Annotated in this window: 27 protein-coding genes and 1 tRNA gene; 11 read left to right on the forward strand and 17 right to left on the reverse strand. The window is 72.0% G+C overall.

Features of this window, described 5'->3' with window-relative positions:
* Window positions 1-3: 3 nt before the first annotated feature.
* Window positions 4-405 carry a RidA family protein gene (locus ACIF80_RS18940; RefSeq protein ID WP_399805905.1) on the reverse strand — a complete coding sequence of 134 codons (402 nt, stop codon included), beginning with the start codon at window positions 403-405 and terminating at the stop codon, window positions 4-6.
* A gap of 114 nt (window positions 406-519) precedes the next feature.
* Here ACIF80_RS18940 and ACIF80_RS18945 point away from each other — a divergent pair, with 114 nt between their 5' ends.
* On the forward strand, window positions 520-900 hold the full coding sequence (locus tag ACIF80_RS18945) for a winged helix-turn-helix transcriptional regulator (protein ID WP_399805907.1): 381 nt from the start codon (window positions 520-522) through the stop codon (window positions 898-900).
* Window positions 901-973: 73 nt separating this feature from the next.
* Here ACIF80_RS18945 and ACIF80_RS18950 read toward each other — a convergent pair whose 3' ends face one another.
* From ACIF80_RS18950 to ACIF80_RS18960, 3 genes are all read right to left on the reverse strand, one after another.
* On the reverse strand, window positions 974-1,327 hold the full coding sequence (locus ACIF80_RS18950) for an SCO4225 family membrane protein (protein WP_399805909.1): 354 nt from the start codon (window positions 1,325-1,327) through the stop codon (window positions 974-976).
* 65 nt (window positions 1,328-1,392) lie between these two features.
* Window positions 1,393-2,076, reverse strand: a complete 684-nt coding sequence (locus ACIF80_RS18955) for a response regulator (RefSeq protein WP_399805911.1) — start codon at window positions 2,074-2,076, stop codon at window positions 1,393-1,395.
* Window positions 2,073-4,490 (reverse strand): histidine kinase, encoded by a 2,418-nt coding sequence (locus tag ACIF80_RS18960; protein WP_399805913.1) that lies wholly within the window; start codon window positions 4,488-4,490, stop codon window positions 2,073-2,075. The genes ACIF80_RS18955 and ACIF80_RS18960 overlap by 4 nt, the downstream gene beginning before the upstream one ends.
* A gap of 387 nt (window positions 4,491-4,877) precedes the next feature.
* Between ACIF80_RS18960 and ACIF80_RS18965 the strand changes: the two genes are divergently transcribed.
* The gene (locus ACIF80_RS18965; RefSeq protein WP_399805915.1) at window positions 4,878-5,327 is read left to right on the forward strand and encodes a DUF5707 domain-containing protein; all 450 of its coding nucleotides are present in this window, start codon (window positions 4,878-4,880) and stop codon (window positions 5,325-5,327) included.
* A gap of 94 nt (window positions 5,328-5,421) precedes the next feature.
* Here the strand turns inward: ACIF80_RS18965 and ACIF80_RS18970 are convergent, their stop codons facing one another.
* Complete coding sequence (locus tag ACIF80_RS18970) at window positions 5,422-6,135, reverse strand: ABC transporter (protein ID WP_399805917.1); 714 nt, start codon at window positions 6,133-6,135, stop codon at window positions 5,422-5,424.
* An 82-nt stretch (window positions 6,136-6,217) separates the two neighbouring features.
* Here ACIF80_RS18970 and ACIF80_RS18975 point away from each other — a divergent pair, with 82 nt between their 5' ends.
* Window positions 6,218-6,439 carry a hypothetical protein gene (locus ACIF80_RS18975; protein WP_399805919.1) on the forward strand — a complete coding sequence of 74 codons (222 nt, stop codon included), beginning with the start codon at window positions 6,218-6,220 and terminating at the stop codon, window positions 6,437-6,439.
* Window positions 6,440-6,994: 555 nt separating this feature from the next.
* Here the strand turns inward: ACIF80_RS18975 and ACIF80_RS18980 are convergent.
* The 3 genes from ACIF80_RS18980 to ACIF80_RS18990 form a co-directional block, all read right to left on the reverse strand.
* Window positions 6,995-8,935, reverse strand: coding sequence for a copper resistance CopC/CopD family protein (locus ACIF80_RS18980; protein ID WP_399805921.1), 1,941 nt, complete (start codon window positions 8,933-8,935; stop codon window positions 6,995-6,997).
* A 327-nt stretch (window positions 8,936-9,262) separates the two neighbouring features.
* Window positions 9,263-9,874 (reverse strand): GNAT family N-acetyltransferase, encoded by a 612-nt coding sequence (locus ACIF80_RS18985; RefSeq protein ID WP_399805923.1) that lies wholly within the window; start codon window positions 9,872-9,874, stop codon window positions 9,263-9,265.
* Entirely contained in the window at window positions 9,867-12,206 is a 2,340-nt protein-coding gene (locus tag ACIF80_RS18990; RefSeq protein ID WP_399806133.1) for a penicillin acylase family protein, read from the reverse strand. The genes ACIF80_RS18985 and ACIF80_RS18990 overlap by 8 nt, the downstream gene beginning before the upstream one ends.
* A 76-nt stretch (window positions 12,207-12,282) precedes the next feature.
* On the opposite strand from ACIF80_RS18990, the gene ACIF80_RS18995 reads away from it, so the two are divergent.
* The 3 genes from ACIF80_RS18995 to ACIF80_RS19005 all read left to right on the forward strand — a co-directional run bounded on the left by ACIF80_RS18995 (window position 12,283) and on the right by ACIF80_RS19005 (window position 14,534).
* Window positions 12,283-13,005 (forward strand): siderophore-interacting protein, encoded by a 723-nt coding sequence (locus ACIF80_RS18995; protein WP_399805925.1) that lies wholly within the window; start codon window positions 12,283-12,285, stop codon window positions 13,003-13,005.
* Window positions 13,006-13,299: 294 nt separating this feature from the next.
* Window positions 13,300-13,596 carry a type II toxin-antitoxin system VapB family antitoxin gene (locus ACIF80_RS19000; RefSeq protein ID WP_055572735.1) on the forward strand — a complete coding sequence of 99 codons (297 nt, stop codon included), beginning with the start codon at window positions 13,300-13,302 and terminating at the stop codon, window positions 13,594-13,596.
* 314 nt (window positions 13,597-13,910) lie between these two features.
* Window positions 13,911-14,534, forward strand: a complete 624-nt coding sequence (locus tag ACIF80_RS19005) for a LytR C-terminal domain-containing protein (protein WP_399806134.1) — start codon at window positions 13,911-13,913, stop codon at window positions 14,532-14,534.
* A gap of 219 nt (window positions 14,535-14,753) precedes the next feature.
* Here ACIF80_RS19005 and upp read toward each other — a convergent pair whose 3' ends face one another.
* Window positions 14,754-15,389 carry a uracil phosphoribosyltransferase gene (gene upp / locus ACIF80_RS19010; protein WP_399805927.1) on the reverse strand — a complete coding sequence of 212 codons (636 nt, stop codon included), beginning with the start codon at window positions 15,387-15,389 and terminating at the stop codon, window positions 14,754-14,756.
* Between the two features lie 290 nt (window positions 15,390-15,679).
* On the opposite strand from upp, the gene ACIF80_RS19015 reads away from it, so the two are divergent.
* The 5 genes from ACIF80_RS19015 (at window position 15,680) to ACIF80_RS19035 (ending at window position 18,293) form a co-directional block, all read left to right on the forward strand.
* Entirely contained in the window at window positions 15,680-15,850 is a 171-nt protein-coding gene (locus tag ACIF80_RS19015; RefSeq protein ID WP_332429424.1) for a hypothetical protein, read from the forward strand.
* Between the two features lie 374 nt (window positions 15,851-16,224).
* Entirely contained in the window at window positions 16,225-16,767 is a 543-nt protein-coding gene (locus ACIF80_RS19020; RefSeq protein WP_399805930.1) for a hypothetical protein, read from the forward strand.
* Window positions 16,768-16,850: 83 nt separating this feature from the next.
* Window positions 16,851-17,282 carry a tRNA adenosine(34) deaminase TadA gene (tadA, locus tag ACIF80_RS19025; RefSeq protein ID WP_399806136.1) on the forward strand — a complete coding sequence of 144 codons (432 nt, stop codon included), beginning with the start codon at window positions 16,851-16,853 and terminating at the stop codon, window positions 17,280-17,282.
* Between the two features lie 67 nt (window positions 17,283-17,349).
* Window positions 17,350-17,434: transfer RNA gene (locus ACIF80_RS19030), tRNA-Ser, on the forward strand.
* 199 nt (window positions 17,435-17,633) lie between these two features.
* The gene (locus ACIF80_RS19035; protein WP_399805932.1) at window positions 17,634-18,293 is read left to right on the forward strand and encodes a hypothetical protein; all 660 of its coding nucleotides are present in this window, start codon (window positions 17,634-17,636) and stop codon (window positions 18,291-18,293) included.
* A 121-nt stretch (window positions 18,294-18,414) separates the two neighbouring features.
* Here the strand turns inward: ACIF80_RS19035 and ACIF80_RS19040 are convergent, their stop codons facing one another.
* From ACIF80_RS19040 to ACIF80_RS19075, 8 genes are all read right to left on the reverse strand, one after another.
* Window positions 18,415-19,692 (reverse strand): tyrosine-type recombinase/integrase, encoded by a 1,278-nt coding sequence (locus tag ACIF80_RS19040; RefSeq protein ID WP_399805934.1) that lies wholly within the window; start codon window positions 19,690-19,692, stop codon window positions 18,415-18,417.
* 16 nt (window positions 19,693-19,708) lie between these two features.
* Window positions 19,709-19,939 carry an excisionase family DNA-binding protein gene (locus tag ACIF80_RS19045; protein WP_399805936.1) on the reverse strand — a complete coding sequence of 77 codons (231 nt, stop codon included), beginning with the start codon at window positions 19,937-19,939 and terminating at the stop codon, window positions 19,709-19,711.
* Between the two features lie 140 nt (window positions 19,940-20,079).
* Complete coding sequence (locus ACIF80_RS19050) at window positions 20,080-21,318, reverse strand: DUF3631 domain-containing protein (RefSeq protein ID WP_399805938.1); 1,239 nt, start codon at window positions 21,316-21,318, stop codon at window positions 20,080-20,082.
* Window positions 21,315-21,581, reverse strand: coding sequence for a hypothetical protein (locus ACIF80_RS19055; protein WP_399805940.1), 267 nt, complete (start codon window positions 21,579-21,581; stop codon window positions 21,315-21,317). The genes ACIF80_RS19050 and ACIF80_RS19055 overlap by 4 nt, the downstream gene beginning before the upstream one ends.
* Window positions 21,582-21,667: 86 nt before the next feature.
* Window positions 21,668-22,570 (reverse strand): bifunctional DNA primase/polymerase, encoded by a 903-nt coding sequence (locus ACIF80_RS19060; RefSeq protein WP_399805942.1) that lies wholly within the window; start codon window positions 22,568-22,570, stop codon window positions 21,668-21,670.
* A gap of 86 nt (window positions 22,571-22,656) precedes the next feature.
* A complete protein-coding gene (locus tag ACIF80_RS19065) occupies window positions 22,657-23,121 on the reverse strand; it encodes a hypothetical protein (RefSeq protein ID WP_399805944.1) in 465 nt (154 codons plus the stop codon).
* A gap of 20 nt (window positions 23,122-23,141) precedes the next feature.
* On the reverse strand, window positions 23,142-23,606 hold the full coding sequence (locus ACIF80_RS19070) for a hypothetical protein (RefSeq protein ID WP_399805945.1): 465 nt from the start codon (window positions 23,604-23,606) through the stop codon (window positions 23,142-23,144).
* A 204-nt stretch (window positions 23,607-23,810) separates the two neighbouring features.
* Window positions 23,811-25,928 carry an ATP-binding protein gene (locus ACIF80_RS19075; RefSeq protein ID WP_399805947.1) on the reverse strand — a complete coding sequence of 706 codons (2,118 nt, stop codon included), beginning with the start codon at window positions 25,926-25,928 and terminating at the stop codon, window positions 23,811-23,813.
* Between the last annotated feature and the right edge of the window lie 26 nt (window positions 25,929-25,954).

The raw sequence follows: 25,954 nt of genomic DNA on the forward strand, positions 1-25,954 counted from the left end.
GACCTACGCCGCCAGTCCCGTGTCGACGACGCAGCCGATCTCGACGAGCTGGCCGGGGAACGTCAGCTCGCTGACACCGACGACGGTGCTGACCGGGTGGTGGCCGCCGAAATACGCCCGGTTGCCCGCCGCCACCGCGTCGGCGTTCCGCAGCAGGTTCACCACGTACAGCGTCTGCGAGACGATCTGGTTGCGGGTGACGCCGTAGTGGTCCAGAACCTTGTCGATGTTGGTGTAGGTCAGCCGGAGCTGGGCTGCGAGGTCCTCGGCGTGCCGGAACGCGCCCTCCTCGTCGAGCGAGAGCTGACCGGACACATGGATCAGGCCGCCGGACCTGATCGCCTGCGCATAGCCGAAGTCGCTCTCGGCCGGGACGTCGTGGTGGAAGACATCGGTAGTGGCCATCGTGCATGTCCTTCCGGTGCGGTACGCACTCGTGCTCTCTTGCGGTTACTCAGGCACTGTAGGAGAGTCAGCACCGACCTGGAAGAACGCACTTTTCGGTGACTGGGGAACCGTATGGGAACCAAGCAGTACACGGGCTCGCCCGAGGACGCGGACCTGAGGCGCGCGGACTCCCTGGCGCGGGAGATCTTCTCGGACGTCGCCAACAAATGGGCCCTGCTGATCATCGAGGGGCTCGGTGACGGGACCCTGCGCTTCAGCGAGTTGCGGGACGCGGTCGAGGGCATCAGCCACAAGATGCTCACCCAGAACCTGCGCATGCTGGAGCGCTACGGACTGGTCGAGCGCACGGTGCACCCCACCGTGCCGCCTCGGGTCGAGTACACCCTCACCGAGCCGGGCCGGGCCCTGCGCGCCATGGTCGACGGCATGTGCGACTGGACCCACCGGTACCTCGGCCACATCGACGCCGCCCGCCACCGCTTCGACACCTGACGGCACCGGCCGGGATCGTGACGGCGCCTGCCGGGATCATGACGCCGGGGGGCGGCGCGCGACGCCCCGCCGCTCAGCCGGCGAGGTCCGGGCGGCCGCCGCGGCGCAGTACGCGGGCACACCAGCCGATGACCGCGGCGTTGACCAGCGCGCCACCGGCCACCGCGCCGATGAACGTCATGGCACCGCCCGGCAGCCCGAACAACACCAAGCTGACCGGGGCCGCGGCCAGCAGCGGGATGATTCCGGCGAAGGACGCGTCCTCCCCGGCGCCGGCGACGGTCACCACGACGGCCCACACGAGCAGGGCGGCACAGATCCCGAGGTAGACGAGGGCGAGGACATCACCGAAGAAGACGCGGCGCAGCCAACGGGAAAGGGATCTGACAGGCCGCGCGGGTCTGGCGGATCGGCCGGAATCGGTCATGGTGGTGGGTCTCTCGGTGTCAGAGGCGTCGGTGGCGTCAGAGACGATCGGGGGGCGGACGGGGGTCAGAGGTGTGCGCCCGGCGGGTTCGGGTGGGCGAGGCCGACGTCGTACGCGAGGATCGTCGCCTGTACCCGGTCGCGCAGTCCGAGCTTGCGCAGCAGCGCGTTCACGTGGGACTTCACCGTGCCGACGGTGATGCCGAGTTCGGCACCGATCTCCATGTTGGTGAGTCCGGACGCCACGAGGGTGAGGACGAACCGCTCGCGCGCGGTCAGGCTGTCCAGCTCGTGGTGGCCGCTCGCGGCGTGGATCCGGGTGGGCTCGCCGGACGCGTAGTGGCCGATGAGCCGGCGGGTCGCGGACGGGGAGAGCACGCTCTCGCCCGAGGCCACCACCCGGATGCCCTGGAGCAGTTCGGAGGGGTGCACGTCCTTGAGCAGGAAGCCGGAGGCACCGGCACGCAGCGCGTCGAAGACGTACACGTCGAGGTCGAAGGTGGTCAGCACCAGGACACGGGGCGCGTTCTTCCTGCCGGTGATGATCCGGGTGGCGGCGATGCCGTCCAGTTCGGGCATCCGGACGTCCATCACCACCACGTCGGGTGCCAGTTCCTCCGCGAGCCGTACCGCGGCGGCACCGTCGGCGGCCTCGCCGACGACGGTCATGTCCTCCTCGGCGCCGATCACGGCGGCGAACCCCGCCCGTACGATGCCCTGGTCGTCGACGACCAGCACCTTGAGGCTCATCGTTCTCTCTTCTCCTCGTCCCCCTGCTCGGCGACCGGCGCGCCTGTGGCCTCCGGGCCCGGGGCGAGGGGCAGCCGGAGGCGGACGGTGTCCGCCGGGCCGGTGGTCACCGTACCGTCGAGGGCCGCGACCCGTGCCGTCAGCCGTTCCCGTACGAGGCCGCGGGTGGCGCCCGGCACCCCGGTGACCGTGAGTGTCAACGAGCCGTCGTACGCGTCGAATTCCAGGAGTGCCGGCCCCTCAACGCTCGCCGCGAGCACGGTCTCCGCCGCATGGTACGCGGTCAGGTCCACGGCGGTGGGGAGTCGGCCGGGCACCCGGTCGGCCAGCCGTATCTCCACGTCACGGCCGGTGGCCCGGTACTGGTGGGCGAGCAGGTCGAGGGCCTGGAGGGTGGGCTGCGGCCGCCGCGCGGCCTCCGTCCCGCCCTCCCGGACCGTGTCGAGGAGGGAGCGCATCGCGGCCAGTGCCTCGCGGGCGCGTTCCGCGGTCCCGTCGAGCCGGCCCGCCTCCGCCTCCGTGACCATGTCGGCGGTGCGTGCCAGCACGGTGCTCTCCAGCCCGGCGGCGATCCGGCGGCGCTCGGCCCACGCGTCCCGGACGGCCTCCTCGGTCCAGGCGGCGAGGCGTTCGTCGCGCGTGCCCCGCGCGGCCCGGTCGCGCCGGCCCCGCAGGGTCCCGCCCCGGTGGGCCGCGCCGGCCGCCACGGACGCCCCGGCCGTCGCCAGCGCGGCGACCGTCCAGGCGGGGACCGTCGTGCCCCGGTCCAGGACGGCGGCGGTCGCCGCCGCCGCGTGCACCACCACCGCCACGGCCGAACCGGCCACCGCGGTCGCCGCGGCGGGCCCGCTCCCCGCAGCCGCCGCGGCGGGGCGGAGCCACCGGGGCGGGCGTGGGCGGTTCCCGGCAAGGACCGGACCGGCGGCGGTCCGGGCCGCGTGTGCCGCGTGGGTGGCGAGCGCCCCGCAGGTGGCGAGCATGCTCAGCGCCGGTGGCAGCACGGCCGGCCCGGTGTAGTCGCCGACCGCCATCGCCACCGGCCACAGCGGGGCCAGCGCGAGCAGGGCGCCCGTGGCCGCGCGGGGCGCCCGGCGCAGCCACAGCAGCGCGGCCGCCTGTGCCGCGGCGAGCAGGGCGAAGAACGCGCCGGCGGACACCGTCGACCCGCTCGACACGTCCTCCGACCTGATGATCATTACGGGGAGGAGCGGTTGCAGGACGAGTCCGGTCGCGGCCGTCAGTTGCGCCAGGCGGTAGCTGCGCGGGACGGACCGCTCGACCGGGGCGGCCGTCCGGCCGGGCAGGACCGCGGCCACCTCCCAACCGCCGTCCGCGGTCGGGCCGCTGGTCAGCGTGCCTCCCGCCTCCCGCGCACGGGACCGCAGGAAGGCCGTGCCGCGTCCCCCGCCGAGGTTCGCGCCGTGCGCCGTCGCCCCTGCCGGCGGTGCCGAGCTCGTGACCACGACGTCCGTACGCGTGTCGCCGTACCGGCACCGCACCCTCGTGTGCGCGCCGGGGGCGTGCCTGGCCACGTTCGTCAGCGCCTCGCGCACGATGCCGAAAGCCGCGTCGGCGACGGCGCCGTTCGGCAAGGGGCCGATCTCGTGGTCCACTTCCCGGCCCAGCCCGCGGAACCCCTCGACCAGGTCCCGCAACCGCTCCTCCGACGACGGCAGTTCCTCGCGCGAGGGCGAGGGCGACCGTACCGACCCGAGCGCCCGGGTGACTTCGTGGCCGGTACCGACGGCGAACCGGAGCGCCTCGTCGGCCAGTTCGGGACGGCTCTCCCGAAGCCCGAGCGCCGCCCCCGCCGTGACCACCACGGCTGTCAGATGGTGGGCGCTCACATCGTGCAGCTCCCGTTCCATGCGCTGACGTTCGGCAGCCGGAAGCCGGTGGCGTTCGGACTCGGCGCGTTGCAGCAGCCGTCCGGCCGCTTCCCGTGCGCGACGGGTCCGCCGCGCGAACAGGCCGGCCCCGCAGGCAAGGGCGTACAGCAGGGCGGTGAGGACGAGGTCGAGCCCGTCGTGGTCGCTGAGCCCGTGCAGGCTGATCCAGTACAGGACCTGCCAGGCGGCGAGCGCGACCGTGCACAGCAGGGCGGTGAAGGTGTCGCGTTCGGCCGCCACGGTGAACAGGGCCAGTGCGACACCCGCGGTCCCGAGTACCGCCATCGCCCCGATGGGCAGCGGACCGGCACCCAGCGCGCAGGCGGCGGCGACCAGGACGAGGGTGGTCACCGGGCGGGTACGGCGCAGGGCGAGCGCGGCCGTCACCGGTCCGGCGACCAGGATCGCCACGAGAAGAGCGGACGCGGTCGGGACGGTCCCGCGCACCAGTGCCGCCCCCGGCCAGACCACGGCCTGGGCACAGATCAGCAGGACCGGGAGCAGCCGGTCGTCGGTTCGCTTCATGAGACGCCAAGGCTATGTCCGCAGGTGGGCGGCCCGACTCCGGCTGGAGGTGGATCCCCTTCTCCTACCTGGGTTACAGGAGCGGTGATACCCGCCCGGTGGAGACCGCACAGCCTTCTCCGTCTCCGGTTGCACGCGGCAATCGTCCGCCGGCCCGAGGACCGAGGGGTGCCCCCGGCCCTAGTCTCGATCACATCGGGAAGCGGCCCGCCACCGGCTCCACCAGCGGTTTCCGTTCCGTCCAGGACGCGGCGTACCGCTTTCCCGCGGCCCGGTCCGGCAGGTGCGACCACACCTGTTTCCGCGCAACCAGCCAGGCACATCCAAGCGAATTCAAGTGGATTCAAGCGGATTCAAGCGGATTCGATCACATCAGGGGGATTCACCATGTCCAAGCGCGTTCTCATCGGGTCCTTCGTCGGTGCCCTCGTCGTCGGCGGAGCCGCCGCCGGTTTCGCCGTGGCCTCGAGCCCCACGAAGCCGTCTCTGGAGAACAGCTCGGCCCGCTACACCGCTCCGTCCGGCGACAGCGCGGGCTCGTTCTCCTTCACCACGGACGTGAGCGACGACTCGGGCATCCAGAGCCTCCACGTCCTGCCGTGGCCCGCCGATTCGGAGCTGGACCCGACCGAGAAGGAGCTCCGCGACGCGGAGGAGACCGCCACCTGCCGCACGACCTCGGACGAGACCTCCCGCTGCACCTACGCGCTGAAGGTCACCGAGGTGGAGGCGGCCGCGCTGGAGGCGGGCACCTGGAAGGTCACGGCGCTGGCGACGGCCAAGGACGGTGACACCCTGTTCGTGCCCTCCGCCGCCGCCTTCGAGGTCGAGCGCTGATCCGTCGAGCGCTGACCGTCACGCGACGGCCGGGCACCCGGCCCCCGGCAGGGCCCGGCCGCGCACGGAACACGGCACCGACGGCCGGCCGGGCTCAGTCCAGGACGTGCCGCAGGTAGGACCGCGGGTCGGCCAGGTAACGGCGCCAGTGCTCGACCAGGGCGAGTTCGTCCCAGGCCGTCCGGCGCATGCCGTGGTCGCCGACCTCGACGATGTCCGCGCCGGGCAGGGCGGTCAGCAGCGGAGAGTGCGTGGCGCAGATGACCTGGCCACCACTCTTGACCAGCTGGTCGACATGGCCGAGCAGCTCCAGGCACGAGGTGAACGACAGCGCCGCCTCCGGCTCGTCCATCACATACAGGCCGGGATGGAGGAACTTCCCCCGGAACGCCGCGAGGAAGCCCTCGCCGTGGCTGACCGAATCCGGTGCGAACCCTTCCCGGTCCAGTGCGTCCAGCGCCGTCTCGGCGCGCAGGAAGAAACCCTTGCGGGCGTGCCAGCTGCCCAGCATGTGGCGTCCGCGCGGTGCCGCGTCGAAGCGGATGCGCTCGCCCAGCACCGACTTCGGGCGGTGACTGGCATACCGCCAGTCGTGCGAGCCGCCCCAGGAGTCCAGCCCGAAGCCTTCGGCGAGAGCCTCGACCAGGGTCGACTTGCCCGAGCCGTTCTCACCGACCAGGTAGGTCACCGGCGAGGTGAGGTGCAGACCGTCCGCCAGGAGCCCCCGCACACAGGGCACGGACCACGGCCATTCCGCCTCGTCCTCGTCGGGCAGGACACCGGATACGTACGCACGTTCGACGATCACACCCCGAGTTTCCCATGGAGCCGGGAGTAGTGAACTGTGGAGGGCGGTAGCAAGCGGCGCTCGCAGGCCCATACTGGAGACAATGACAAAGCCAGTTGCACCGAAGCGCATTCTGCCCACCAGCCCCTTCAAAGCCCCGGTCGCACCGCCGCCCAAGCACTTCGCGGTGGGTGACCAGGTCACGCACGACATGTACGGTCTCGGCCGGGTGATCGGCATCGAGGACGGAATCGCGGTACTCGTGGATTTCGGTTCGGCGCAGGAACGGATCCTGAGCCCGTACGCCAAGATGAGCAAGCTGTAGTTCCAGCCGTAGCTGTAGTCCCAGCTGGGGCCGAGGCTGCCGCCGCGACCGACGTCGCAGCCGTGGCAGCGGCTCCAGGACCGCCGGGCCCGGTCACGACACGCAAGACCCCTTCATGGCCCCGCACCGAATCGGAGACCTCTCATCGACACGACCTCGCTGTTCTCCGCCCCGGAAGGGGCGCCGCGCCAGGCCACCGCAGCGTCCCCCCGTCCGGAGGCGGACCCCTTCCAGGCCCCGGACTTCGGGGAGGACGAGAGCTTCCTGTTCGAGGAGGCGCAAGCATCCTTCCCGGACCTGGACACAGGTACGCCCCACCGCAAGGCGCGCTAGGCCGCAGCCGCGTGAACAGGCACGACAGACCCCGGACTGCGCGGCAGCCGGGGTCTTCGTCGTGCCACGGGCCCGGTTCCCCGGCCGGACGTCCCGGCTCCCGCACCCGACTGCCGCTGTGCGGTTCACCACTCTCCTTCGTGAGCCGGCCCTCGGCGGGGCCACGGACACGGGCTCCGGGGCGGATGCCGGGACAGGTGCCGGGGCGGTTACCCGGGCGGCTCAGGGTTCGATGTGCAGAGGGTGGGACTCGGTCACCTGGTCCACCTCCGAGACCCTGATCGTCGCCTTCATCGTCCAGGTGCCCGGCAGGGGGAGGTTGAGGTCGCTGGTGGCCCAGTAGCCGCCGCGGTCGGTCAGTCCGGCGTCGATGGGGCCGATGTCCTTCTCGGCGAGGGTGAAGGAGAGGCGGAGCTCCGGGATCGAGTCCAGGGCACCGGCGGGGCCGAAGGCCACCGCCTGGATGCCGTTCTCCCCCACCCGGCCCGGGTCCAGGGTGATCTGCACACTGCCCTTCCCACCGGGGACGTCGAGGGCGTACGGGATCGTGACCACCGTCGCCGCGGGCAGTCCGGCGACCGGGGCCGTCCCGGTCGCCGCGGCCTCGGCCTCCGCTCGGGCCGGAAGGGTGCTGGTCAGCACCGTCGTGACCAGCAGCACCACGACCGCCACCACCGCTTCCACCAGAACGGAGACGCGCAGGGCACGGCGGTAGCGGTCGAGGGGCGGCTCGTTCGGGTCGGACGGGTCCTGGACGGAGGGCGAGGCAGGGGACGGAGCGGGGGACGGGGAGTCCGGGGCGCCGTCGTCGGAGGCGGGCAGCGCGGGGGCGGTGGGCGGTGCCTTGTCCGAAGTGGCGGAGGCCACCAGTTCCGGGATCCGTTCCCGCACGGCCGCCGCAGCCGTCTCCACAGCCTTCCCCTTCTCCTTCTTCCCCTCCGTCTCCGTCTCCGTCTCCGTGGGTGAGGCCGCCGTCGCCAGGCCGAGCGTCAAGCGGCGGGACAGGCCCGCCGCCAGCAGCAGTGCGGCCGTCATCACGAGCTTGACGGCCAGGGTCCTCCCGTACGACGAGTCAGCGAGCGCCGACCAGGAGCCGAGGCCCCGCCAGGACTGGTAGACGCCGGTGACGACAAGGACCGTCACCGACAGGAAGGCGAGACGGGAGAAGCGGGTGACCGTGGCGACGGGCGGCGGGGTGTCGGCGCGGAACAGGACGATGAGCAGGGCCGTGAGGCCGCCGAGCCAGCAGGCCATCGCCAGCAGGTGCAGTACGGACGACGTCATCGCCACCGGAACCTGGATACCGGCCGAGGCGTGCTCGGCCGACGCCCACGTCAACGCGAGGGCGACGGCCAGGACGGTGCCCACGGCGAACCGGGCGGGCGATGTCCGGCCGTCCGGCCCACCGTGGTCCCGCCGCAGGCGGGACGGTCGGGGCAGGCGCAGGAGGACCGCCGCCGCCAGTACCAGCAGGGCGAGCCGGGTCAGCAGCGCGATGCCCGGCCGCTCGGTGAGGACGCCGGTGAAGGCCGAGAGGTCGAACGCGGTCGCCGGGGACGTTCCGTTCTCGTACGGAGCCCGCAGCACGAGGAGGACCGCGGTGGACGTCAGCAGCGTCCACCAGCCCGTGACCAGCGGCGTCCGCAGCGGGGCGGTGTCCGGCGGCCGGCACAGGGCCGCGAACGCCACCGTCCCGATGAGCAGCGCGGCGGCGATGTACGCGAGATAGCGGCCGGTGTCGTAGAGACTCGCGGTGATCGGGTGCTCCGCCGGGGTCGCGGGCGCCACCGGTGCGGTGGGCGAGGGCGCGCCGATGGAGAAGGTGAAGGCGCCGGAGACGGGGTGGCTGTCCGCGGAGACCACCCGCCAGGCGACCGTGTAGGTGCCGTCGTCGAGCCCGTCGGGCAGGCCGATGCGTGCCGTGTCGGACCTGCCGTCGGCGTGCTCCGGCTCGCCCAGCGGCACCCGGTGGTTGTCGGGGCTGTAGATCCGGAACGAGTCGTCGAGCAGGGCGACGGACTCCGTGAAGGTCAGGGTGACGTGCCGGGGGGCGGACTTGACGACGCTTCCGTCCCCGGGGTCGGCTTCGCGGAGCGCCGCATGGGCGCTCGCCGGTCCGGCGCTGCCGAGGAGGAGCAGGACCAGCACGGTGCCCAGCAGCACCAGCCCTTGAAGCCGCCGGACTCCGCGACCGGTCGTTGTGCGATCGAACGTTCCGGGACCGGCCGTTGTGCGATCCGTTGCTCGGCGGCCCGTTCCGTCGCCCCACCCGCCCGCACCCCGCCCGCCCGCACCTCGTCCGCCACCGTCGCCCGCCGCCCCGCTGCGCCGTCGCTGCACGTCGTTCCCACCTCCCGGCCGTCCGGCTGTCCGGCACTCCGGCCGTCCAACGCCCCGGCCATCCGGCACTCCGGCTTCAGATGGGGTACGGACGGGAGGCGTGGAATGCTCACCGCCCCGGCGGGACGACGACCCGCCGGCCGGTCGGCATCACCTGTTCCCGAAGGCCGTCTCCCTTGCGAGGAAGGCGAGTTGGGCCTTCTTCTCCGGCAGGTACACGTCCGGCAGATCGATCTCGGGCAGGACGACCTCGGGGCCCGCCGTGAAACCCTGCCGCAGGAAACGGGCGACCGCCTTCTCGTTGGCCACGTCCGGGTCCACCACCACGCGCCCGCGGTCCAGGCCCAGCAGGACGAACCCGACCATGACGGTCAGCAGTGCGCCGGTCCACCCGGGACGCGCTCCCTCCGGGCCGGCCGGAGCGAGCAGCAGGTGGACGCCGATGTCGCCGGGCTCGACGGGGTAGCAGTCGCCGACCCGGTCGGCCTCCGGCTCGTACGTCTGGAGCAGCGCGGCCGGCTCGCCGTCCTTGACGACGAGGTACGCGTGGTGGGTGTCGAGCGTGTCCATATGGGCGTAGATCTCGGCCACTTGCTGCTCGGTGAGGCCGTTCATGCCCCAGAAGACGGCACGTTCGCCGCTCACCCAGCGGTGCAGGACGGCCGCGTCCGCCGCCGGTTCGAGCGGCAGCACGCGTACGGAACCGAAGCCGTCGGCCACGTGCTCGTGAACGGCCGCGCGGGACACGTACGGGTCAGACATCGGTCTCCTCCTGAAGCTCATCGGCCCCATAGGCCCCATCAGTCCCATCGGTCCCATCGGTCCCATCGGTCCCATCGAGTCCATCGAGTCCATCGGTCTCCTCATGAGTGCTCCGGCCCCGGACCACGTCCTCCCTGCGGAGCCCGTCCCAGTCGGTGACGACCGGGACCAGGTCCCCCGCGAGCCACAGCGGCAGCTGGTCGCGGTGGTGGGGTGAGCCCGGGACGCCCGAGGCGCCGAGCGGCACCACCCAGCGGCTGTCCTCGCGGCGGGCCAGGTCCCAGACGTAGCGGGCGGCCGGACCGCGTGCCGCGAGGTCGGTGAGGCCGGGCACCGAGGAGGTGCACAGCACGCAGTCGTGGTCGCCGGACAGAGCGGGTTCCTCGTACGGCGTCGTGGGCGGCAGGGCCCGCCAGGGCGCCAGCCGGTGGGTGTCGCCCCAGGTTCCGGCCGGTGGCCGGGCGGCCACCTCCTCCAGCGCCGCGCGCACCGCCTCCGGACGGTCGATGCCGTACACCTCCTTCGCGGTCAGGAGGTGTTCGAGTGCGTAGCCGATCCGCGGGACCAGCGCGAGCCAGGGCTGGAACACCTCCGGGTAGGCCGGGGGCGCGGCCAGCCGGGCGAACGCGGGGTGCCGCGCGAGTTGCCGTACGAGCGCGCCGCGCACCGCCGCGTGGAGCGCCGCGCCGGTGCTGTCCGCGTCCATGTGCCGGTCCCAGTCCAGCAGCCGGTCGCGCAGGCCGGCCGCCGGACCGGTCAGATCGTCGAGGGCGGCGGCATGGTCCAGCAGGGCGGCGGCGGAGGCGAGGTGGGTGTCCGTGTGGATGGCCGGCATCTCGGCGGCCGACCAGCGTTCCCGCCGGGCGAGCAGCGCGGCGATACGGTCGGCGCGGTGCGGCGCGGCGAACTCGACGCCGAGGGGAGCCGCCGGGCCGCGCTGGTTCGCCATCACGGCGATGCCGTCGGTCAGGCCGGCGCGCGGCGACTCGTGCCACCCCTGCCAGTCGTGGCCGGGCTCCCACGCGGGCACCGGACGGATCCGGTTGGCCTCGGCCCGTACCGGCACCCGGCCGGCCACCCGGTGCAGCGTGCCGCCCTCGGTGTCGGCGGCCTGGACCACGTTGACCGGCTCCGCCCACAGGTCGAGGGCCCGGTCCACGTCGGCGACCCGGCGGGCCCGCAGCAGCGGCAGCAGGGCGCCGAAGCCCAGGTCGCCGGTGACGCGGGGCGGGTAGCGCAGGGCGACGGCGACCGGGGGAACGCCGGGTTCGGACACACCGTCCTCCAGACCCTCGGGGCCGCCGATGATCACCGGTCCCCGGTCGGTCTCGATCACCTCGACCTCGACCGGGTCCTCGCCGGCGACCTCGATGGTCTCGGTGTGCCGGGCGGCCCGGTGCCAGACACCGTCCGGACCGAGCGCCTCCACACCTTCCCCCGAGCTCTCGGCTCCTCCCCCATCGGTGCGGCGCAACTGCTCCCGGTACAGGTCCTGGTAGTCGGCCATGGCGTTGGTGATCGCCCAGGCGACCGAGCCGGTGTGGCCGAAGTGGGCGATACCGGGGACGCCGGGCACGGCGATGCCGACGACGTCGAACTCCGGGCAGGACAGGCGGATCTGCTGGTAGACACCGGGATCCTCGATGAAACGGTGCGGGTCTCCCGCGATCACCGCCTGCCCGGTCACCGTCCGCTCCCCGGCGACCAGCCAGCCGTTGCTTCCGGAGGTGCCGGGACCGTCGGCGGCGAACAGTCCGACGGCGTCCCGCCCGAGACACTCGACGACCTGCTCGCGCCAGAGCTTCGCGGGGAACCCGGCGAACAGGATGTGTGTGGAGAGCCACACCGCGAGCGGCGTCCAGGGCTCCCAGCGGCCGGGCGTGAGGGCGACACGGGCGAATTCGGGGGCGGCGAATCCGGGGGCCGCGGCGGGTTCCGGAACTCCGGTGGACTCGGGAACCGGGGAGGGACCGGAAGCCGGGGAGGAATCGGAGGCCGGGGAGGGGGAAGCGCCCGGGGCCGCCAGCCCTTCGTTGACCCCCTCCACGTACGCCCGGAGCCACTGCCCCGTCTCCGGGTCCCGCCGGTCCAGCTCGGCGAGGCAGCGGCGGGCCGTGTCGGCCAGACGGACACGGCGGGCGAAGCGGTCCCAGGGAAGGGCTTCGGGGCCGAGGAAGGACGCCGAGGTGCCCTGCGCCCTGTGCCGTTCGGTCTCCAGCTGCCAGGCCCGGTCCAGGGCGGTGACCCGGCCCTGGAGACGGGCCAGTTCGGTGGCGTCACCCGCGCGCAGATGCGGAATGCCCCAGGCGTCCCGGAAGATCTCGCCGGTCACTGTGCCCCCCATTCACTTTAGGTTAGGCTCCCCTAACCAAGCCGTGGCGGAATCGTACGCGAAAGGTGAACGGGCGATGGGGCAGGGGCGGGGCTGGGAGGGCGCGGTCCTCAAACTGATGCGCGCCAAGGACTTCGAGTTCACGGTGACGCGTGCCGAGGACGTCACCCCCGACTACCGGCGGCTGCGCTTCACCGACGGCGGCATGCTCGCCACGACCGGCGTCCACCCGACGATGTGGGTGCGACTGTGGTTCGACAACGCGGGCAAGCCGCACCAGCGGGCGTACACCCTCGTCGACCCCGACCCGGCGGCCGGCACCTTCGGCCTGGAGTTCGCCCTGCACGAGGGGTGCGCCAGCGACTGGGCGCGAGCGGCGAAGCCCGGGGACACCATCGGGGCGACCGTCCAAGGGACGGGCTTCGACATGCCCGCTCCCGCCCCCTCGCACGTCTTCGTGGTGGGGGACCCGGCCTCCCTCCCGGCCGTCAACTCCTTGCTGGGCGCCCTGGGATCCGCGCCGGCGACCATCTGGTTCGAGGGCGCCCTGCACGGGCTGCCCTGCCTGGCCGACCCCGAGCGGCACGAGGTGCGCGAGGTCCCGCGCCGGGACTCCGGCGCCCACCTCGTCGAGCGGGTCCGGGCCGATCTGCCCGGCCTGCTGCGGGCCCACCCCGACCCGTACGTCTGGGTCGCCTGCGACACCGCGACCACCCGGACCCTGTCGGCGTTCCTGCGCAAGGAGCTGGGCGTGCCCAAGCAGCGGCTGCACGCCCTGGGGTACTGGCGCACGGGCTGACCCGCGGACACGCCGATCACCGAGGCATGAGCGTCACCCTTCACCTCGTCAGGACCCCGGCCCCGACCCTGCCGCCGAGGCCGCCCCCGACCCCGACCTCAAGGAGGTCCGGCACGGCGTGGACACCGGCGAGGAGCTGCTGAAGCGGCTGGAGGACCCGCCCGGGTTCGGCCGGCGGAAGGTGCGGACCTCCCTCACCCGTTTCCGCTTCATTCCGTTCCGGGATGTTTTTTCCCGTGTCGTACTCCGCCGCCATGGCTGCGCCCGGAACGTCTGGGCCGGTAGGCTTTCCGTGTGATCTTCAAGCGCATCGGAAACGGCCGGCCGTACCCCGACCACGGCCGGGAAAGCACCCGGTCGTGGGCGGACGTCGCGCCGCGCCCGGTCCGCCTCGATCAGCTCGTCACGACGAAGCAGCAGCTCGACCTCGAGACCCTCCTCGCCGAGGACTCGACCTTCTACGGCGACCTCTTCGCGCACGTCGTGAAGTGGCAGGGCGATCTGTATCTGGAGGACGGGCTGCACCGCGCGGTACGGGCGGCGCTCCAGCAGCGCCAGGTGCTGCACGCCCGCGTCCTCGATCTGGGCTGACACTCCCACCCGCAGGCCGGTTGCCCCACCGGCCGGTGCGCGGGCGACTCCGGACGACGTGCGGACGACGCGCGGACGACGTGCGGACGGCTCCGGACGACGTGCGGGCTGCTCGGTCGGCGTGCGGGTGACACCAGTCAGTACACGGAGGGCACCGGTACGTCGCCGATCCCCTCGATCCCGCCGGACGCACCTCTTTCGGCCCAGGGTTTGACCCTTTCGGGTTGGACTGCGCGCTATCGAATGATCATCTGGTAGGCATAGTTGCCGGAGCGCATTACGCTGCGCCCATGAGCATGCTGACTCCTCCCGGCATGGGCGGCCAGTACCAGATCCGGGGTGACAAGTACCCGCGGATGCGCCGACCCCGACGCCGCGGCAAGCTCGTCGTCCTGGCCATCACCTCCGTCGCGGCGCTCGGCGTGGCCGGCTGGGGCACACTGCAGCTCTTCGACGTCTTCACCGGTGGCGGCAACCCCGCCTCCGCGGTCGGCGTCAAGGCGGGCTGCGCCACCAAGGCGAGCCCCTCGCCCAGTCCGAGCCCCAGTGCCGCGCTCCCCGGGCCCGGCCGGATCACGGTCAACGTCCTCAACGCCACGACCAAGTCGGGTCTGGCCAAGAAGACCGCGGACGAACTGAAAAAGCGTGGCTTCAAGATCGGCGACGTCGGCAACGCGGCCGAGGAGTACGACAAGAAGGTCAAGGGCACCGGTGTGCTCCTCGGCCCCGCGTCCGCCCTCAAGACCTCGCTGCCGGTACTCGGCACCCAGCTCGCCGACGCCGAACGCCGCACCGAGGTCTCCCGCAAGGGCGTCGAGATCGACCTGATCATCGGCGACGCCTTCACCCGGCTGACGGCCAAGGCGGACGCCGACCGGGCCCTGGCCGCGCTGAACGAGCCCGAGCCCGCGCCCACCACCGCGAAGAACAGCTGCTGACGCCGGAGACAGAAGCAGAAGCAACAAGCGGGAGCGGGAGCAGAGGCGACCGCCCCCGAGCTCGAGGCCGGGCCTCGAGGCCGGAACTCGGGGGCGGTCGCTTCGTCCGAGGTCATCCGCGGTCGTCCGCGGTCGTCCTGCGAACGGGCGGCCGGTCCGGCACCGCCGTCCGTCACCGCCGTTCGTATGTATGCGTAGTGCGTACCTACGGCGGACGGCCTACTCGGCCGCCCCGTACATCCGGTCCCCCGCGTCTCCGAGACCCGGCACGATGTAGCCCTGCTCGTTGAGGCGCTCGTCGACCGACGCCGTCACGACGGTCACCGGGGTGCCGGCCAGCTCGCGCTCCATGACCTCGACGCCCTCGGGAGCGGCCAGCAGCACCACCGCGGTCACGTCGTCCGCGCCCCGCTTGATCAGCTCCAGGATCGCGGCGACCAGCGTGCCGCCGGTGGCGAGCATCGGGTCCAGCACGTACACCTGACGCCCGGAGAGGTCCTCCGGCATCCGGGTGGTGTACGTCGAGGCCTGCAGCGTCTCCTCGTTGCGGATCATGCCGAGGAAGCCCACCTCGGCGGTCGGCAGCAGCCGGACCATGCCGTCCAGCATGCCGAGACCGGCCCGCAGGATCGGCACCACCAGCGGGCGCGGGTGGGAGAGCTTGACGCCCGTGGTCCGCTCCACCGGCGTTTGGATGTCGACCTGTTCGGTGCGCACGTCACGCGTGGCCTCGTAGGCGAGGAGGGTGACCAGCTCGTCGGCGAGACGGCGGAAGGTCGCGGAGTCGGTGCGCTGGTCGCGCAGCGTGGTGAGCTTGTGTGCGACCAGGGGGTGGTCGACGACGTGGAGACGCATGTCCCCACATTAACCGGGCAGGACCGGACCCGGATCCCCCGCACACGGCAAGCCCCACAGCCCGCCGCCACTCCTTCGCTGGCGTCAAACCGGCCGTCCGGGGGAAGGTGGGAGGGACGGACTGGGGTGATGAAGCAATGCCTGAGCGGAATTTCCGAGACAAGCCGTCGGCACGCGAGACACCCGGCGGCCTGCGCGGCGCACCAGGCGCTTCAGGCACGGCCGGCGTGGCCGGCGTGGGCCGCACGGCCCGCGCGTCGGAGGCCTCCGGAGTGTCCGGGGTGCCCGGCATGACCGGACCGCCCGGCGCGGACGAGACCGACGCCGAGCGGCGGCGGCGACGCGCCCGGTTCCTGCGCGAACTCGCCGAGGCCCGGGAACTGCGCGACCGGGTCCAGCCGCGCCGCGCCAAGGCGGCCCGGCTGCGGCACGCGATGCGCATGCGGACCTTCCGCTGGTAGGAGGCCCACGGCCTCCCAGGACGGGACGCTCATGGTGAACGGGATGTCGCACACACGGCAGGAACAGGCCCGGCTGCGGGAAGATCGCGGCCCATGCGGGTGTTTGCCCCGTGGTCGTACGAGCACGGCAGTCCGAGCCGCGTACGATCCGCTGTGGCAGCGGCGAGCGCGCCGACGGGTCCCGGGCAGGCTCCGGGGGGACACTCGGCGGGGCGGGGTCAAAACTGCCGGACACAGGGAACCGAAGACGTCCCCTGTCGGCCTTGTTTCTGCCACGATTCCGAATGGGCGGGGCTCGTAGAGCACTCCTCGTCCACACACCTCCGCCGGGGGGAATCCCAACCGGCACACCTAAGACCAGTGGGAGAGTCACGGTGTACTTCGCCGCACTGCTCGCGCGCACCGAAGACGGGTGGGAAGCGAGCGACACGGAGCTCGACGATGTGGAAACCCTGTCGGATCTGGCCGACCTGGCCCGGGAAGCCGCCCCCGACGAGGACACGGTGCTCGTGCTGATCGAGCAGGAGGACGGCTGGTTCGGCGTCGTCCGCGTGGACGGCGAGGACGACCCTCGTATCTACGTGTCCGACGCCGCGGCCGCCGCCCGCAGCAGCTACGGGGAGATCCTGCTCACCGACGAGCTGCTCGGCCGGGAACCCGGGGCCGGCGGCCCCGACCTGGACGCCCTCGACCTCGACGGCACGGAGGACGGTGAACCGGACGACGCCGGCACCGGCGAGGACGGCGCGGCGGACACCGGTTCCGCCGAGTCCGTGCCGCACGGGCCGGTCGGCGACGCCCTGGTCCTGGACGACCTGGGCGTGAGCGAGAAGGACCTGCGCTCGCTGTCCGGGGACGCCCTCGGCGAGATCGCCGAGGTCCTGGGCGCCGCAGAGGTCCTGGAGACCGTCCGCTGACCGGGCCCACTCCGCCCGATCCGGTGCACGACCCGGTGCGCGACTCGGTGCCCGACCCGGTGCGCGATCCCTGGCGGGCCGCGATGCGGCTCGCCCTGGACGAGGCCGAGCAGGCCGTCCGGGGCGGGGACGTACCCGTCGGCGCGGTCGTCCTGGCACCGGACGGCAGCACGGTACTGGCCTCCGGGCACAACGAACGCGAGGCCGCCCGCGACCCCACCGCGCACGCGGAACTGCTCGCCCTCCGGCGGGCCGCCGCGACACTGGGGCAGTGGCGGCTGGCCGACTGCACCCTCGTGGTGACACTGGAGCCCTGCACCATGTGCGCGGGCGCGATCCAGCAGTCCCGGGTCGACCGGCTCGTCTACGGCGCCCGGGACGAGAAGGCGGGCGCGGCCGGCTCCCTCTGGGACGTCGTCCGCGACCGGCGGCTCAACCACCGGCCCGAAGTCGTCGAAGGAGTGCTCGCCGAGGAGTGCGCGCGCCTGCTCACGGCGTTCTTCCGGGACCGCTGACGGCGGGGCCGCCACCTCCCGAATACCGATTTCAAACCATCGCACCGCGTGCTGTAAGGTCTCTCTCGGTAGCGTGTCCGAGCGGCCGAAGGAGCTCGCCTCGAAAGCGAGTGTGGCGCAAGTCACCGAGGGTTCAAATCCCTCCGCTACCGCAGGTAGACGAAGGGCCCCGTCCGTTGGACGGGGCCCTTCGTGATCTTCCGTCTCAGTTTCCGTCTCAGTTGGGTGTATCGCGCCCTCCAATCATCGACCGAGCGATGAGGCGGAAGGTAGCCAGCGGCGAGCTCAGATCTAGCTCTGAAACAACAGAATCGGGTTCGAACCCTGGGCCGGGCGGACAAGATGCCCGCCATGAAGCGTGTATCGAAGGCCGTCGGCCTCTCCTTGCTCGTTGCCGCCGGGGTCCTCGGTTATGGGTTGCTCCTCTGGAAGGGGCCCTGGATCTTCGACGGATCGCACGTGCGGAAGCGTGACCTACAGCCCGCCGACGGCGTCGTCATCACTGGGTTCCGCACCATGGTCATCGCTATCGGCGCTGGCATCATCGCAGCTGTCGGCCTGCTCTACACGCACCGGAACCACAAGCTGGCCCAAGTCCAGTTCGAACACACCCAAGAGCAGTTCACTTTGGCGCAGGAGCAGTTCAGGCTGGCCCAGGAGCAGTTCAAGCAGAGCCAGGATCAGTTCACCTACGAGCAGGAGAAAGACAGGACTGCGGCCAAGGGGGAACTAGAGGCGCGGGCCACGGAACAGTACGTCACCGCCATCAGGCTGCTCGCCAGTGCTAACCCCACGGAGCGGATCGGAGGCATCTACAGTCTGCAACGGATTGCGAACGACTCCGATCGAGACCGTCCCGCTATCCGGATGATGCTCGAAACGTTTGTCCGTAATCGCAAAGAGGTGATCGACGAGGAGCGCTTCGGGGACAAGCCGATCCCGGCTTCGGAGCTGTCGTATGGCAACGACCACGATGTCGCGCTCGAGACACTGAAGCGCTTGGCGATGTAACCACCACCGCGTGACGGAACCCCAGCGGATAGTGAGGGAGCCCAACAGCGCGGGATGAGTGTGATCAACTCCGCATACGTGCGAAGGGGCAGCCCGAGGCGGGCTGCCCCTTCGTCTCACCTCATCCGGCCGGCACGAGGACCCCGGTGAGTCCGTCATCATCGTCGTCCGGACCATCGCCATCCGGCTTCCAGATGAGCTCGTCGACCTGCCGGGCGATGTTGGTGCGGACCGTGTCCACCATGTGCTGGTACCGCGCGGCCATGGCCGTGGACGACCAGCCCATGAGCCCCATCACGGCGCGCTCGGACACTCCGAGGATCAGCAGCACTGTGGCGGCCGTGTGTCGCGCGTCGTGCAATCGGCCGTCTCGAACCTTCGCGGCGGCAAGCAGCTCCTTCCAGTCGTCGTAGTCCGTTCGGGGGGACGTGCCGCGTCCCGTCTCCGTGGCGAAGAGCCACCCTTCCTCCGTCCACTTGTCCCCGGCCGCCACTCGTTCGGCGTCCTGTCGCTTCCTGTGTGTCCGAAGCAGATCCACAAGCTGTGGAGGAAGACCGACCGCACGGCGGCCGGCGCGGGACTTCGTGTCGGCCGTCTCGGGGTTGGTCCGCTTGCGCTGCGGGCAGTACCCGGCCTTCCGACCGCAGGTGTCACCGCATCCGTGGGCGTAGCGGGGGCGCCGGCGGCTGCGACGGACCATCAGCACTCCCCCATCCAGGTCAACATCGGTCCACTTGAGACCGAGCGCCTCGCCCTGGCGGAGACCGAGCGAGAGAGCGATGGCCCATCGCGCTGAGTTCCGGCGCTTGTCGGCGGCGCGCAGCAGCCTGCGGACCTCTTCGACGCTGTACGGCTCGATCTCGTCCTCCCGTACGCGTGGTGCCTTGGCGAGCCGCACAGGGTTCTGCCCGAGGTGCCCGCGCCGGACCGCCTCATTGAGCGCGGTCCGGAAAGTCCGGTGCGCCTGGTGGGCGGTCGCGGGCTTGCTTCCCTTGGCCTGCATCGCGGCATAGAACGTCTCGATGTGCTCGGGCTTGAGCCTGTCGAGACGATGGGCCCCGAGTCCGGGGATGAGGTGCTTCCGAACGGCCGCGCCGTATCCCACCATCGTGTTCTCGTTCACCCCGAGCGGAGCAATGTTCTCGATCCAGTGCGTGAGCCACGCCTTGACCGTCCAGGGCTTGCCCGGCTTGCGTACGGTCTTGGCGTCGCGCTGCCGCTCCAGTTCCCGAACGGCTTCCGCCACCTCGGCGCGGGTCTTCCGCTCGACGTGGCGGCGGTCCGGCTTGCCGTCGTCACGAATACCGACCGTCACGCGGCCGTGCCACTTCCCATCCTTGCCGAGATAGATCGAGGATCGGCCGTTGGGCTGACGGGTGCGCTTGTTCTTCTCTTCCACAGTCGTGGTCGTCCTCTCAGGCGGCAGCCGCGGTCGGCCGATTGGCCTCACGGAGCCGGGTGACGTAGTCGTGCAGTGCGGCGGGCGGGACCCTGCGGAGACGGCCGACGGCGACGGATTCCAGCTCTCCGGAGCCGACCAGTCGGAAGCAGAGGGTCCGGCCGATACGGAGCCGCCGGGCAGCCTCTTCGACGGTGAGGAGGGCCAGCGTGGGGTCAGCGAGCGCATCGAGTTCGGGCGATTCCATGCGATGGACTCCTTGCCGGGGGCAGGGAACGGCGCCCTGCCCCCTCCGGTCAGAAGTGCTACATCCGCTACATCTGCTACAGAGCAGGTCAGGGGCCTGTTTCGTGTAGCAGATGCGCGGCATGTAGCAGATAGCTGCTGCTACGGGGCGGCGATGGCCGCGCCGGGCGTAGCGGTTTCTCGGGCCGTGTAGCAGATACCAGGGACCTCTTCTGCTACGGATTCACCCCCGCTGACCTGGGCTGTAGCAGATGTAGCGGATGTAGCGGACTTTCCAGGGGGTGGGGGGCAGTAGCGGGCCCAGGCGTCGGCCAGGTCCTCGGCGTAGTAGCCGCGCGGAACCGTGCCGCCCGGGGTCCGAATCGGCCGGGCCTTGACCGGCCGGTTGGCCGACGTCATGTAGCCACTGAGCAGGCGCCCAAGTCCGCGCGGGGTGAGCGGCTTGCCGCCCATATCGACCCACGGGGCGTCATCCATCGCGGTCAGGCACTCGATGATCGCGGCGGTGGGCATGCGGTCGATGCCACAGAACACCGTGTCGCGCAGGTCGGTCAGCAGCCGGATACCGAGCGAGGATTCGTCGTCCTGCGCGGCAGCGGTGACCAGCTCAAGGCAGGCGGCGCGGGCCCGGCCGGGCCAGTCGCCCCCGGCGGCGTCAGCGACGGCGAGCAGCGGCTCCCACACGTCGGCCGGCCGGTCGGTGACACCCTCGGGCATCTCCGGCCACGCCCCGGTCAGGGGCTCGCGCACCTGGTCGGCCCAGCGGGCGAGCCGGTCCCGCAGGGCGTGACCTTCCTTCTCGTGAATGCGCTGCCGGTAGGGCTGCACCCGCTCGTTCGGTGCCCGGCGGCGCATGCGGATGATGACGGAGCGGGTCAGGATCGTGTCCGGCAGCGACCCGAGTCCGGCGACCGCGACCGCGCAGTAGGACGGGAAGGGCTGCACACTCTGGTTCGAGCCGTCCCCGACACACCGGTAGGTGACACCGGAGCGCCGGTGCCCGGCGTTCAGAAAGCCGCGCAGTTCCTCGTTTTCCCCGGCCTTGGGGCCGAACACGGTGTCGATCTCGTCGAAGAGGATCGTCGGCCGCCCGTCGGTGCCGGACACGGCCCGGAAGAGTGCGGCCGGGGAGGCGTTCACCGCCACCATCGGCTGCGGCACGAGGGTTTCCACGATCTCCAGCGCGCGGGACTTCCCGGACCCCGGCTCGGGGGAGAGGAACGCGAGGCGGGGGGTGGAGTCGAAGGCATCGAGCAGGTGGGCGTGTGCGTCCCACAGGGCGACGGCGACGTAGGCGGCCTGCGTGGGGAAGACGTTGAACCGGCGGTGGAAGGCTTCCACCTCGTTGAGCAGCGCGGCCCCGTCGATGGCGGTCGTCATGCGGCGGCCCTCCCTTCCTGGGGGTTGCGCAGCGGGCAGGTGTTGCGGTGGTCGGTGTGGTCGGCGATCAGGGCGAGCACGCGGCGGTGTCCGACGGCGCTGCGGTCCCGCCCGCACGCGCACGTCGACGTGGCGGTGGGCACGGCGCCGCGCGGTGCGGTGATGTGCAGCCACGCCACGGGGTAGCGGCCGTCGCCACGGCGCGGGTCAGGGCGAAGGGCAGTTCGGACGCCCTTGCGGGCGGCGCCTGTCGGCTCGCCCACGGCCGGCCGGACGACGCTCGGTTCGGCGGCGCGCGGGCCAGTGGCGGCGGGGGGTTGGCCTTCCAAGCGGGGGCGGTGCCGGGTGGTCATGCCGCCTCCCGGGGTCGGGCGGTGCGCAGGGAGCTGTCCAGAGCGCTGCGGATCGTGGTCCGGCACTCGGCAGCGGTGAGCCCCACCGCCTCTCCAGCCCCTTGGAAGGCCTCCTCTGCCACATGCCGGGGGAGGTCGCCCCACGCGACGAACCGCCCCACCTTGAACGCGCACCGGTTCAACGTGACGTTGCGCAGCCCGTCCGGCGCGCCGGCCACCACCGCGCACTCGGCTTCCAGCGCGGCCACGGCCGCCCGGCTCCCGTCCACCGCCGGGAGCCGCAGCGGACCCACAGGCCGCACGGGGGCCGGTTTCAGGATGGTGTGCAGCCATCCGGGCAGAGCGACGGCCACAGAGCCGCACAGGGCTTCGTACGCTCCAGCGGGCAGGGTGCTGCCAGCGGCGACGACGTAGCCGCCCCACGCGCGAGTGTCGACCGAAGCAGCCACGGTCCCCGCCGTGTTGGCGAGCCGGGCGCCGTCCGGGGCGGTGAAGTACAGGTGCGTTCCGCCGCTCGCGGTCCGGGTCCGGTAGGTGGCCGGGACGGCCTGGCCGGCGCGCTCGCAGAGCGCCCCGAAGGTTGCCGCGCCGTCAGGCGCGTCCGAACTGCTGTTGTCCTTGGGCACGTCCAGGTCGACGACGACCAGCCCGGACGGGCCGGTGGCGATGCCGACGTTGAACGGGGCGCGCGCCCAGGCGGCGCGGATGCGGTCGGGGTCGGTGGTGGCGCGCTGTTCCCACTTGCGGTGCCCGCCGGCGCACGGCCCGGTGCCGGTGCAGGTCTTCTCGCCGTGCAGGGCGGGGCGCTTGGTGCCGGGGCGGAGCGGGAAGACGTGCCAGCCGCGTGCGGCGGCGTTCAGGGCCGCGCGCAGCAGCGCGGCACGGGGGTCTTGGGTCATGCTGGAGGTCTCCAGTTCCTTGGATGGGTGCTGGTTGGCAAGGGCGGCCCCGGACTTTGGCGAGACGGGGGCCGCCCTTGGCGTGGCTAGTGGTGCGTGGCCCAGTGGGCGTACTGCTGACGGACGTAGTGGCGCGGGTCGCAGATCACGAGCGTGTCGTCCAGGCCCATGAGGTGGCGGGCGGCCTCGGTCGCGGCGCGGGCCATGTCGTCGGTGTCCCGGCCGTCGACGGTGAGTGCCATGCGGTCCAGCACGGCGGCCTTGCGCAGGAAGTACTCCCGGTCCAGGCCCTGACCGATCGGGGTGCGCGCGCTCGCCCGGGTGGTCCAGCCGATTTCGCTGCTGATGCTCGGGGCGTCGGCGTACGCCTGCTCGGGGGTCGGCCACGAGGGTTCGGGCGTGCTGCGGTGGTCGGCCCGGAAGTAGAGGCGGTTCCGTCGGCCGTCGCGGGTGGGGTAGACGGTCGCGGTGCCGGTGGTGAAGGTGCGGTCCAGTGCGGCGACGACGTGCTCGGTGTCGGCCGGGTCGCAGATGATGCGGATGTCGAACACGGATCTCTCCTTCTGGCTGGTCAGCCGTGGAAGTGGTTGCGCTTGAAGACGGCCTTGCGGATGTGCACCGTGGTGGCGCCCTGGTCGCCGGTGCCGGTGAAGATCTGGACGGCGATCCAGCCGCCGAAGATGACGGCGGCCAGGATGATGAGCTGGGTGATGAACGCGGTCAGTGCGGCGATGAACGAGGTGAGCAGCAGCAGTCCGCCGCAGACGGCGAGGAAGCCGACGCCTCCGAGGGCGACGTTCACCGCGGTGCGGGAGACGGCCGGCTTGACCGCGACGGGTGCGGGCTGCGGGTGCTCGATGGCGTAGCCGGTGACGATCCGGCCGTCCGGCAGGACGATGCTCGCCACCGCCGGGACCGTGCCCGGCTGCACGGGAACGAGCGGCGCGGTGACCGGGACGGCGGGGGTGATGGGGGTGGGCTGGTGGACTTCCACGGCCCGCTGTGCGGGCACGCCGTGGGTGTGGTCGGGGTACATGCGGAATCCCTTCCGGACATGGGTCAGGGAGGCGAAGACACCCCCTGGCGGGGGCGTCGTGAAGGGGGTTTCGGGGGTCTGACCTGGGGTGCCTCCCTGCCTCCCTGACGGATCATTGATGCTGGTCAGAGCCAGGGAGGCGGGTCAGGGAGGCGGTCAGGGAGTTCTCCCTGCCTCCCTGACCGTGTGGGGGTCGGCTCCCTGTCATCCGTCGGCGGAAGCGGAACCCTCGGTGTCGCGGTTGGCGAGGGCGCGGGCGACGCGGTCGCGGCCGACGACCATGCGCCCGTCGGACTTGTACGGCTCGGCGCCGGCGTCCTCCAGCACGCGCTTGAGGTCGCCCGGTGTCCACGTGCCGTAGGCGTCCTCGCTGAGCGCGGACAGCCGCTTGAGCACGTCGGCGGTCAGCACGCGGGAGGCGGTGCCCAGGACGGCGGCGATGTCGGCGAGCGGGTCCCGCTCCTCGCCCCGCTCGACGGCGTGCAGGGTGGTGACCCCGTCGCGCAGGGCCTTGGCCCGCTCCGCGATCTCGGTCGCGGTGTCGGTGTCGATGTAGTGCGTGCGCACCGTGATGGACGCCTGCCCGGCGGGGATCTCGATGCCGTCGGAGGCGACGACCAGGGTTCCCTTGTCCAGGCCCTGGCGCAGCAGGTGCGGCGCGGCCCCGCCGTCGACGGCCTTGTCCCCCAGCGCCATGCGGGCCTGCGACTCGGTGCCCAGGGCGAGGGAGGCGCGGGTGTGGGCGCCCTCCCGGACGAGCTTGGGAAGGTTCTGGTCGGTGGGGTCCTGGGTGCCCTGCCACAGCAGCACGTTCACCGCCCGGCCCTGGTTCTGGATCTTCCGGCAGGCCATGAAGTACCGGGACTCGTTCTTCTGCCCGCCGTACGGCCGCTTCTTCTCGTCCTTGGCGGGGCACATGAACGCCACCTGCGCCTCGTCGACCAGCAGGATCAGCGGCGGGAACACGGTGCCGGACGGGGCCTGGATGCGGCGGTTCATCTCCGTGACGCCGTCCTCCACCATCTCGGTCGCCTCGATCACGTGCTCGTCGGTCGGCCCCTGGATCAGGATGGTGGCGAGCCCGTCGAACATGGCCCAGTCGCCCACGCCCTTCAGGTCGGCGATGCGGAATTCCGTGCTGCGGTCGAGGGCGAGCCACAGGGCGAGCGCCCGCAGCGCGGCCGTCTTGCCCTGGTTGGACAGGCCGGTGACCAGCAGCATGCGCTGATACAGGCTCAGCAGGGCGGCGTCCCCGCGCAGGTCCTGTCCCCAGGGGGCGCGGCCCTTTGCATAGTCGGCGGTCAGCGACTCGTCCGTGGTGAGCGGGGACGGGCCGATCGGCTCGTCCAGCGCCCCGGAGTCGGCGATCCACAGCCGCACGGTGCGGGCGGCGGTCGGGAGGGTGATGAACACCTCGTGCTCGTGCCTCGTGAGGTTCTCGGCGAGCTTGCGCCGCTTGTTCTGCACCTCCACGGTGGACACCCCGGAGGGGAGGGTGACGTCAACCTCCACGCCGCATCCGGCGATGCGGATGGGTCCGAGCATGGAGGCGCCGGCGTCGCCCATCTCCTTGATGGCGTTCTTCAGCGGAGCGATGCCGAGGTCCCGCAGGGCCTTGACCACGATGGACGGCGTGATCGGCTCCCCCTCACCGTTGCGGACGTTCGCGGGCAGCGCCCACGCGGGGGCGGCCTGCTGGTGCCGGCCGACGCCCCACAGAGCGAGCAGGGCCAGGAACGGGCCGATCGAGATCAGCGGGCCCCACACCACCTGCACGATCCGGATCAGCAGGGCGATGAAGTCGATGGTTGCGGTCAGCGGGGTGATGACGTCGCCGACCTGGCCGGTGTTGATGGCCATGACGACTCCGAGGGCGACCAGGACGCCGATGCCCATGCCGGCGCCGACGGCGGCGCCCTTGGCGGCGTCGAGCGGGGAGTGCAGCAGGTCCATGCGGCGGCGGTGGCGGGCGTCGCGGAACCGCTGCCCGCGCTCCTCCCACTCCGCGGCCGCTTCCATGTTCCCCGCCGCTTCCGCCGTGCGCATGTAGCGCTCGTAGCGGGCGGCGGTCCGGCCGTCCCAGGTGCGGCGGGTCACGATCCGCGCCCCGCCGGCCACGTAGAGGCCGTGCCGGGCGGCGAACCGCACCGTGCCGATGGTGCGCTCGTCGGTGGCGAGACGCTTGACGGCCCGTCCGGAGCGCACCCACAGCGGTACGGGTGCGGGCGGTGCCGGGTCGGGGACCACGGTCAGCGTGGTCACGGTCGCGGTGTCGGCGGGCGGGTCGATGTGCTTGTGCAGGTGAACGACGTTGTCACCCATGACGGGAAGGCTCCTGACTACCCCGA

Source organism: Streptomyces sp. NPDC085927 (genome assembly GCF_044540975.1).
In the GTDB taxonomy this organism is placed as follows: domain Bacteria; phylum Actinomycetota; class Actinomycetes; order Streptomycetales; family Streptomycetaceae; genus Streptomyces; species Streptomyces hirsutus.

What these genes read in the sequence shown, in the direction of transcription:
- ACIF80_RS18940 (WP_399805905.1), bottom strand. Translation starts at nt 405, where the DNA reads ATGGCCACTACCGATGTCTTCCACCACGACGTCCCGGCCGAGAGCGAC.
- ACIF80_RS18945 (WP_399805907.1), top strand. Translation starts at nt 520, where the DNA reads ATGGGAACCAAGCAGTACACGGGCTCGCCCGAGGACGCGGACCTGAGG.
- ACIF80_RS18950 (WP_399805909.1), bottom strand. Translation starts at nt 1,327, where the DNA reads ATGACCGATTCCGGCCGATCCGCCAGACCCGCGCGGCCTGTCAGATCC.
- ACIF80_RS18955 (WP_399805911.1), bottom strand. Translation starts at nt 2,076, where the DNA reads ATGAGCCTCAAGGTGCTGGTCGTCGACGACCAGGGCATCGTACGGGCG.
- ACIF80_RS18960 (WP_399805913.1), bottom strand. Translation starts at nt 4,490, where the DNA reads ATGAAGCGAACCGACGACCGGCTGCTCCCGGTCCTGCTGATCTGTGCC.
- ACIF80_RS18965 (WP_399805915.1), top strand. Translation starts at nt 4,878, where the DNA reads ATGTCCAAGCGCGTTCTCATCGGGTCCTTCGTCGGTGCCCTCGTCGTC.
- ACIF80_RS18975 (WP_399805919.1), top strand. Translation starts at nt 6,218, where the DNA reads ATGACAAAGCCAGTTGCACCGAAGCGCATTCTGCCCACCAGCCCCTTC.
- ACIF80_RS18985 (WP_399805923.1), bottom strand. Translation starts at nt 9,874, where the DNA reads ATGTCTGACCCGTACGTGTCCCGCGCGGCCGTTCACGAGCACGTGGCC.
- ACIF80_RS18995 (WP_399805925.1), top strand. Translation starts at nt 12,283, where the DNA reads ATGGGGCAGGGGCGGGGCTGGGAGGGCGCGGTCCTCAAACTGATGCGC.
- ACIF80_RS19005 (WP_399806134.1), top strand. Translation starts at nt 13,911, where the DNA reads ATGGGCGGCCAGTACCAGATCCGGGGTGACAAGTACCCGCGGATGCGC.
- upp (WP_399805927.1), bottom strand. Translation starts at nt 15,389, where the DNA reads ATGCGTCTCCACGTCGTCGACCACCCCCTGGTCGCACACAAGCTCACC.
- ACIF80_RS19015 (WP_332429424.1), top strand. Translation starts at nt 15,680, where the DNA reads ATGACCGGACCGCCCGGCGCGGACGAGACCGACGCCGAGCGGCGGCGG.
- tadA (WP_399806136.1), top strand. Translation starts at nt 16,851, where the DNA reads ATGCGGCTCGCCCTGGACGAGGCCGAGCAGGCCGTCCGGGGCGGGGAC.
- ACIF80_RS19035 (WP_399805932.1), top strand. Translation starts at nt 17,634, where the DNA reads ATGAAGCGTGTATCGAAGGCCGTCGGCCTCTCCTTGCTCGTTGCCGCC.
- ACIF80_RS19045 (WP_399805936.1), bottom strand. Translation starts at nt 19,939, where the DNA reads ATGGAATCGCCCGAACTCGATGCGCTCGCTGACCCCACGCTGGCCCTC.
- ACIF80_RS19050 (WP_399805938.1), bottom strand. Translation starts at nt 21,318, where the DNA reads ATGACGACCGCCATCGACGGGGCCGCGCTGCTCAACGAGGTGGAAGCC.
- ACIF80_RS19060 (WP_399805942.1), bottom strand. Translation starts at nt 22,570, where the DNA reads ATGACCCAAGACCCCCGTGCCGCGCTGCTGCGCGCGGCCCTGAACGCC.
- ACIF80_RS19070 (WP_399805945.1), bottom strand. Translation starts at nt 23,606, where the DNA reads ATGTACCCCGACCACACCCACGGCGTGCCCGCACAGCGGGCCGTGGAA.
- ACIF80_RS19075 (WP_399805947.1), bottom strand. Translation starts at nt 25,928, where the DNA reads ATGGGTGACAACGTCGTTCACCTGCACAAGCACATCGACCCGCCCGCC.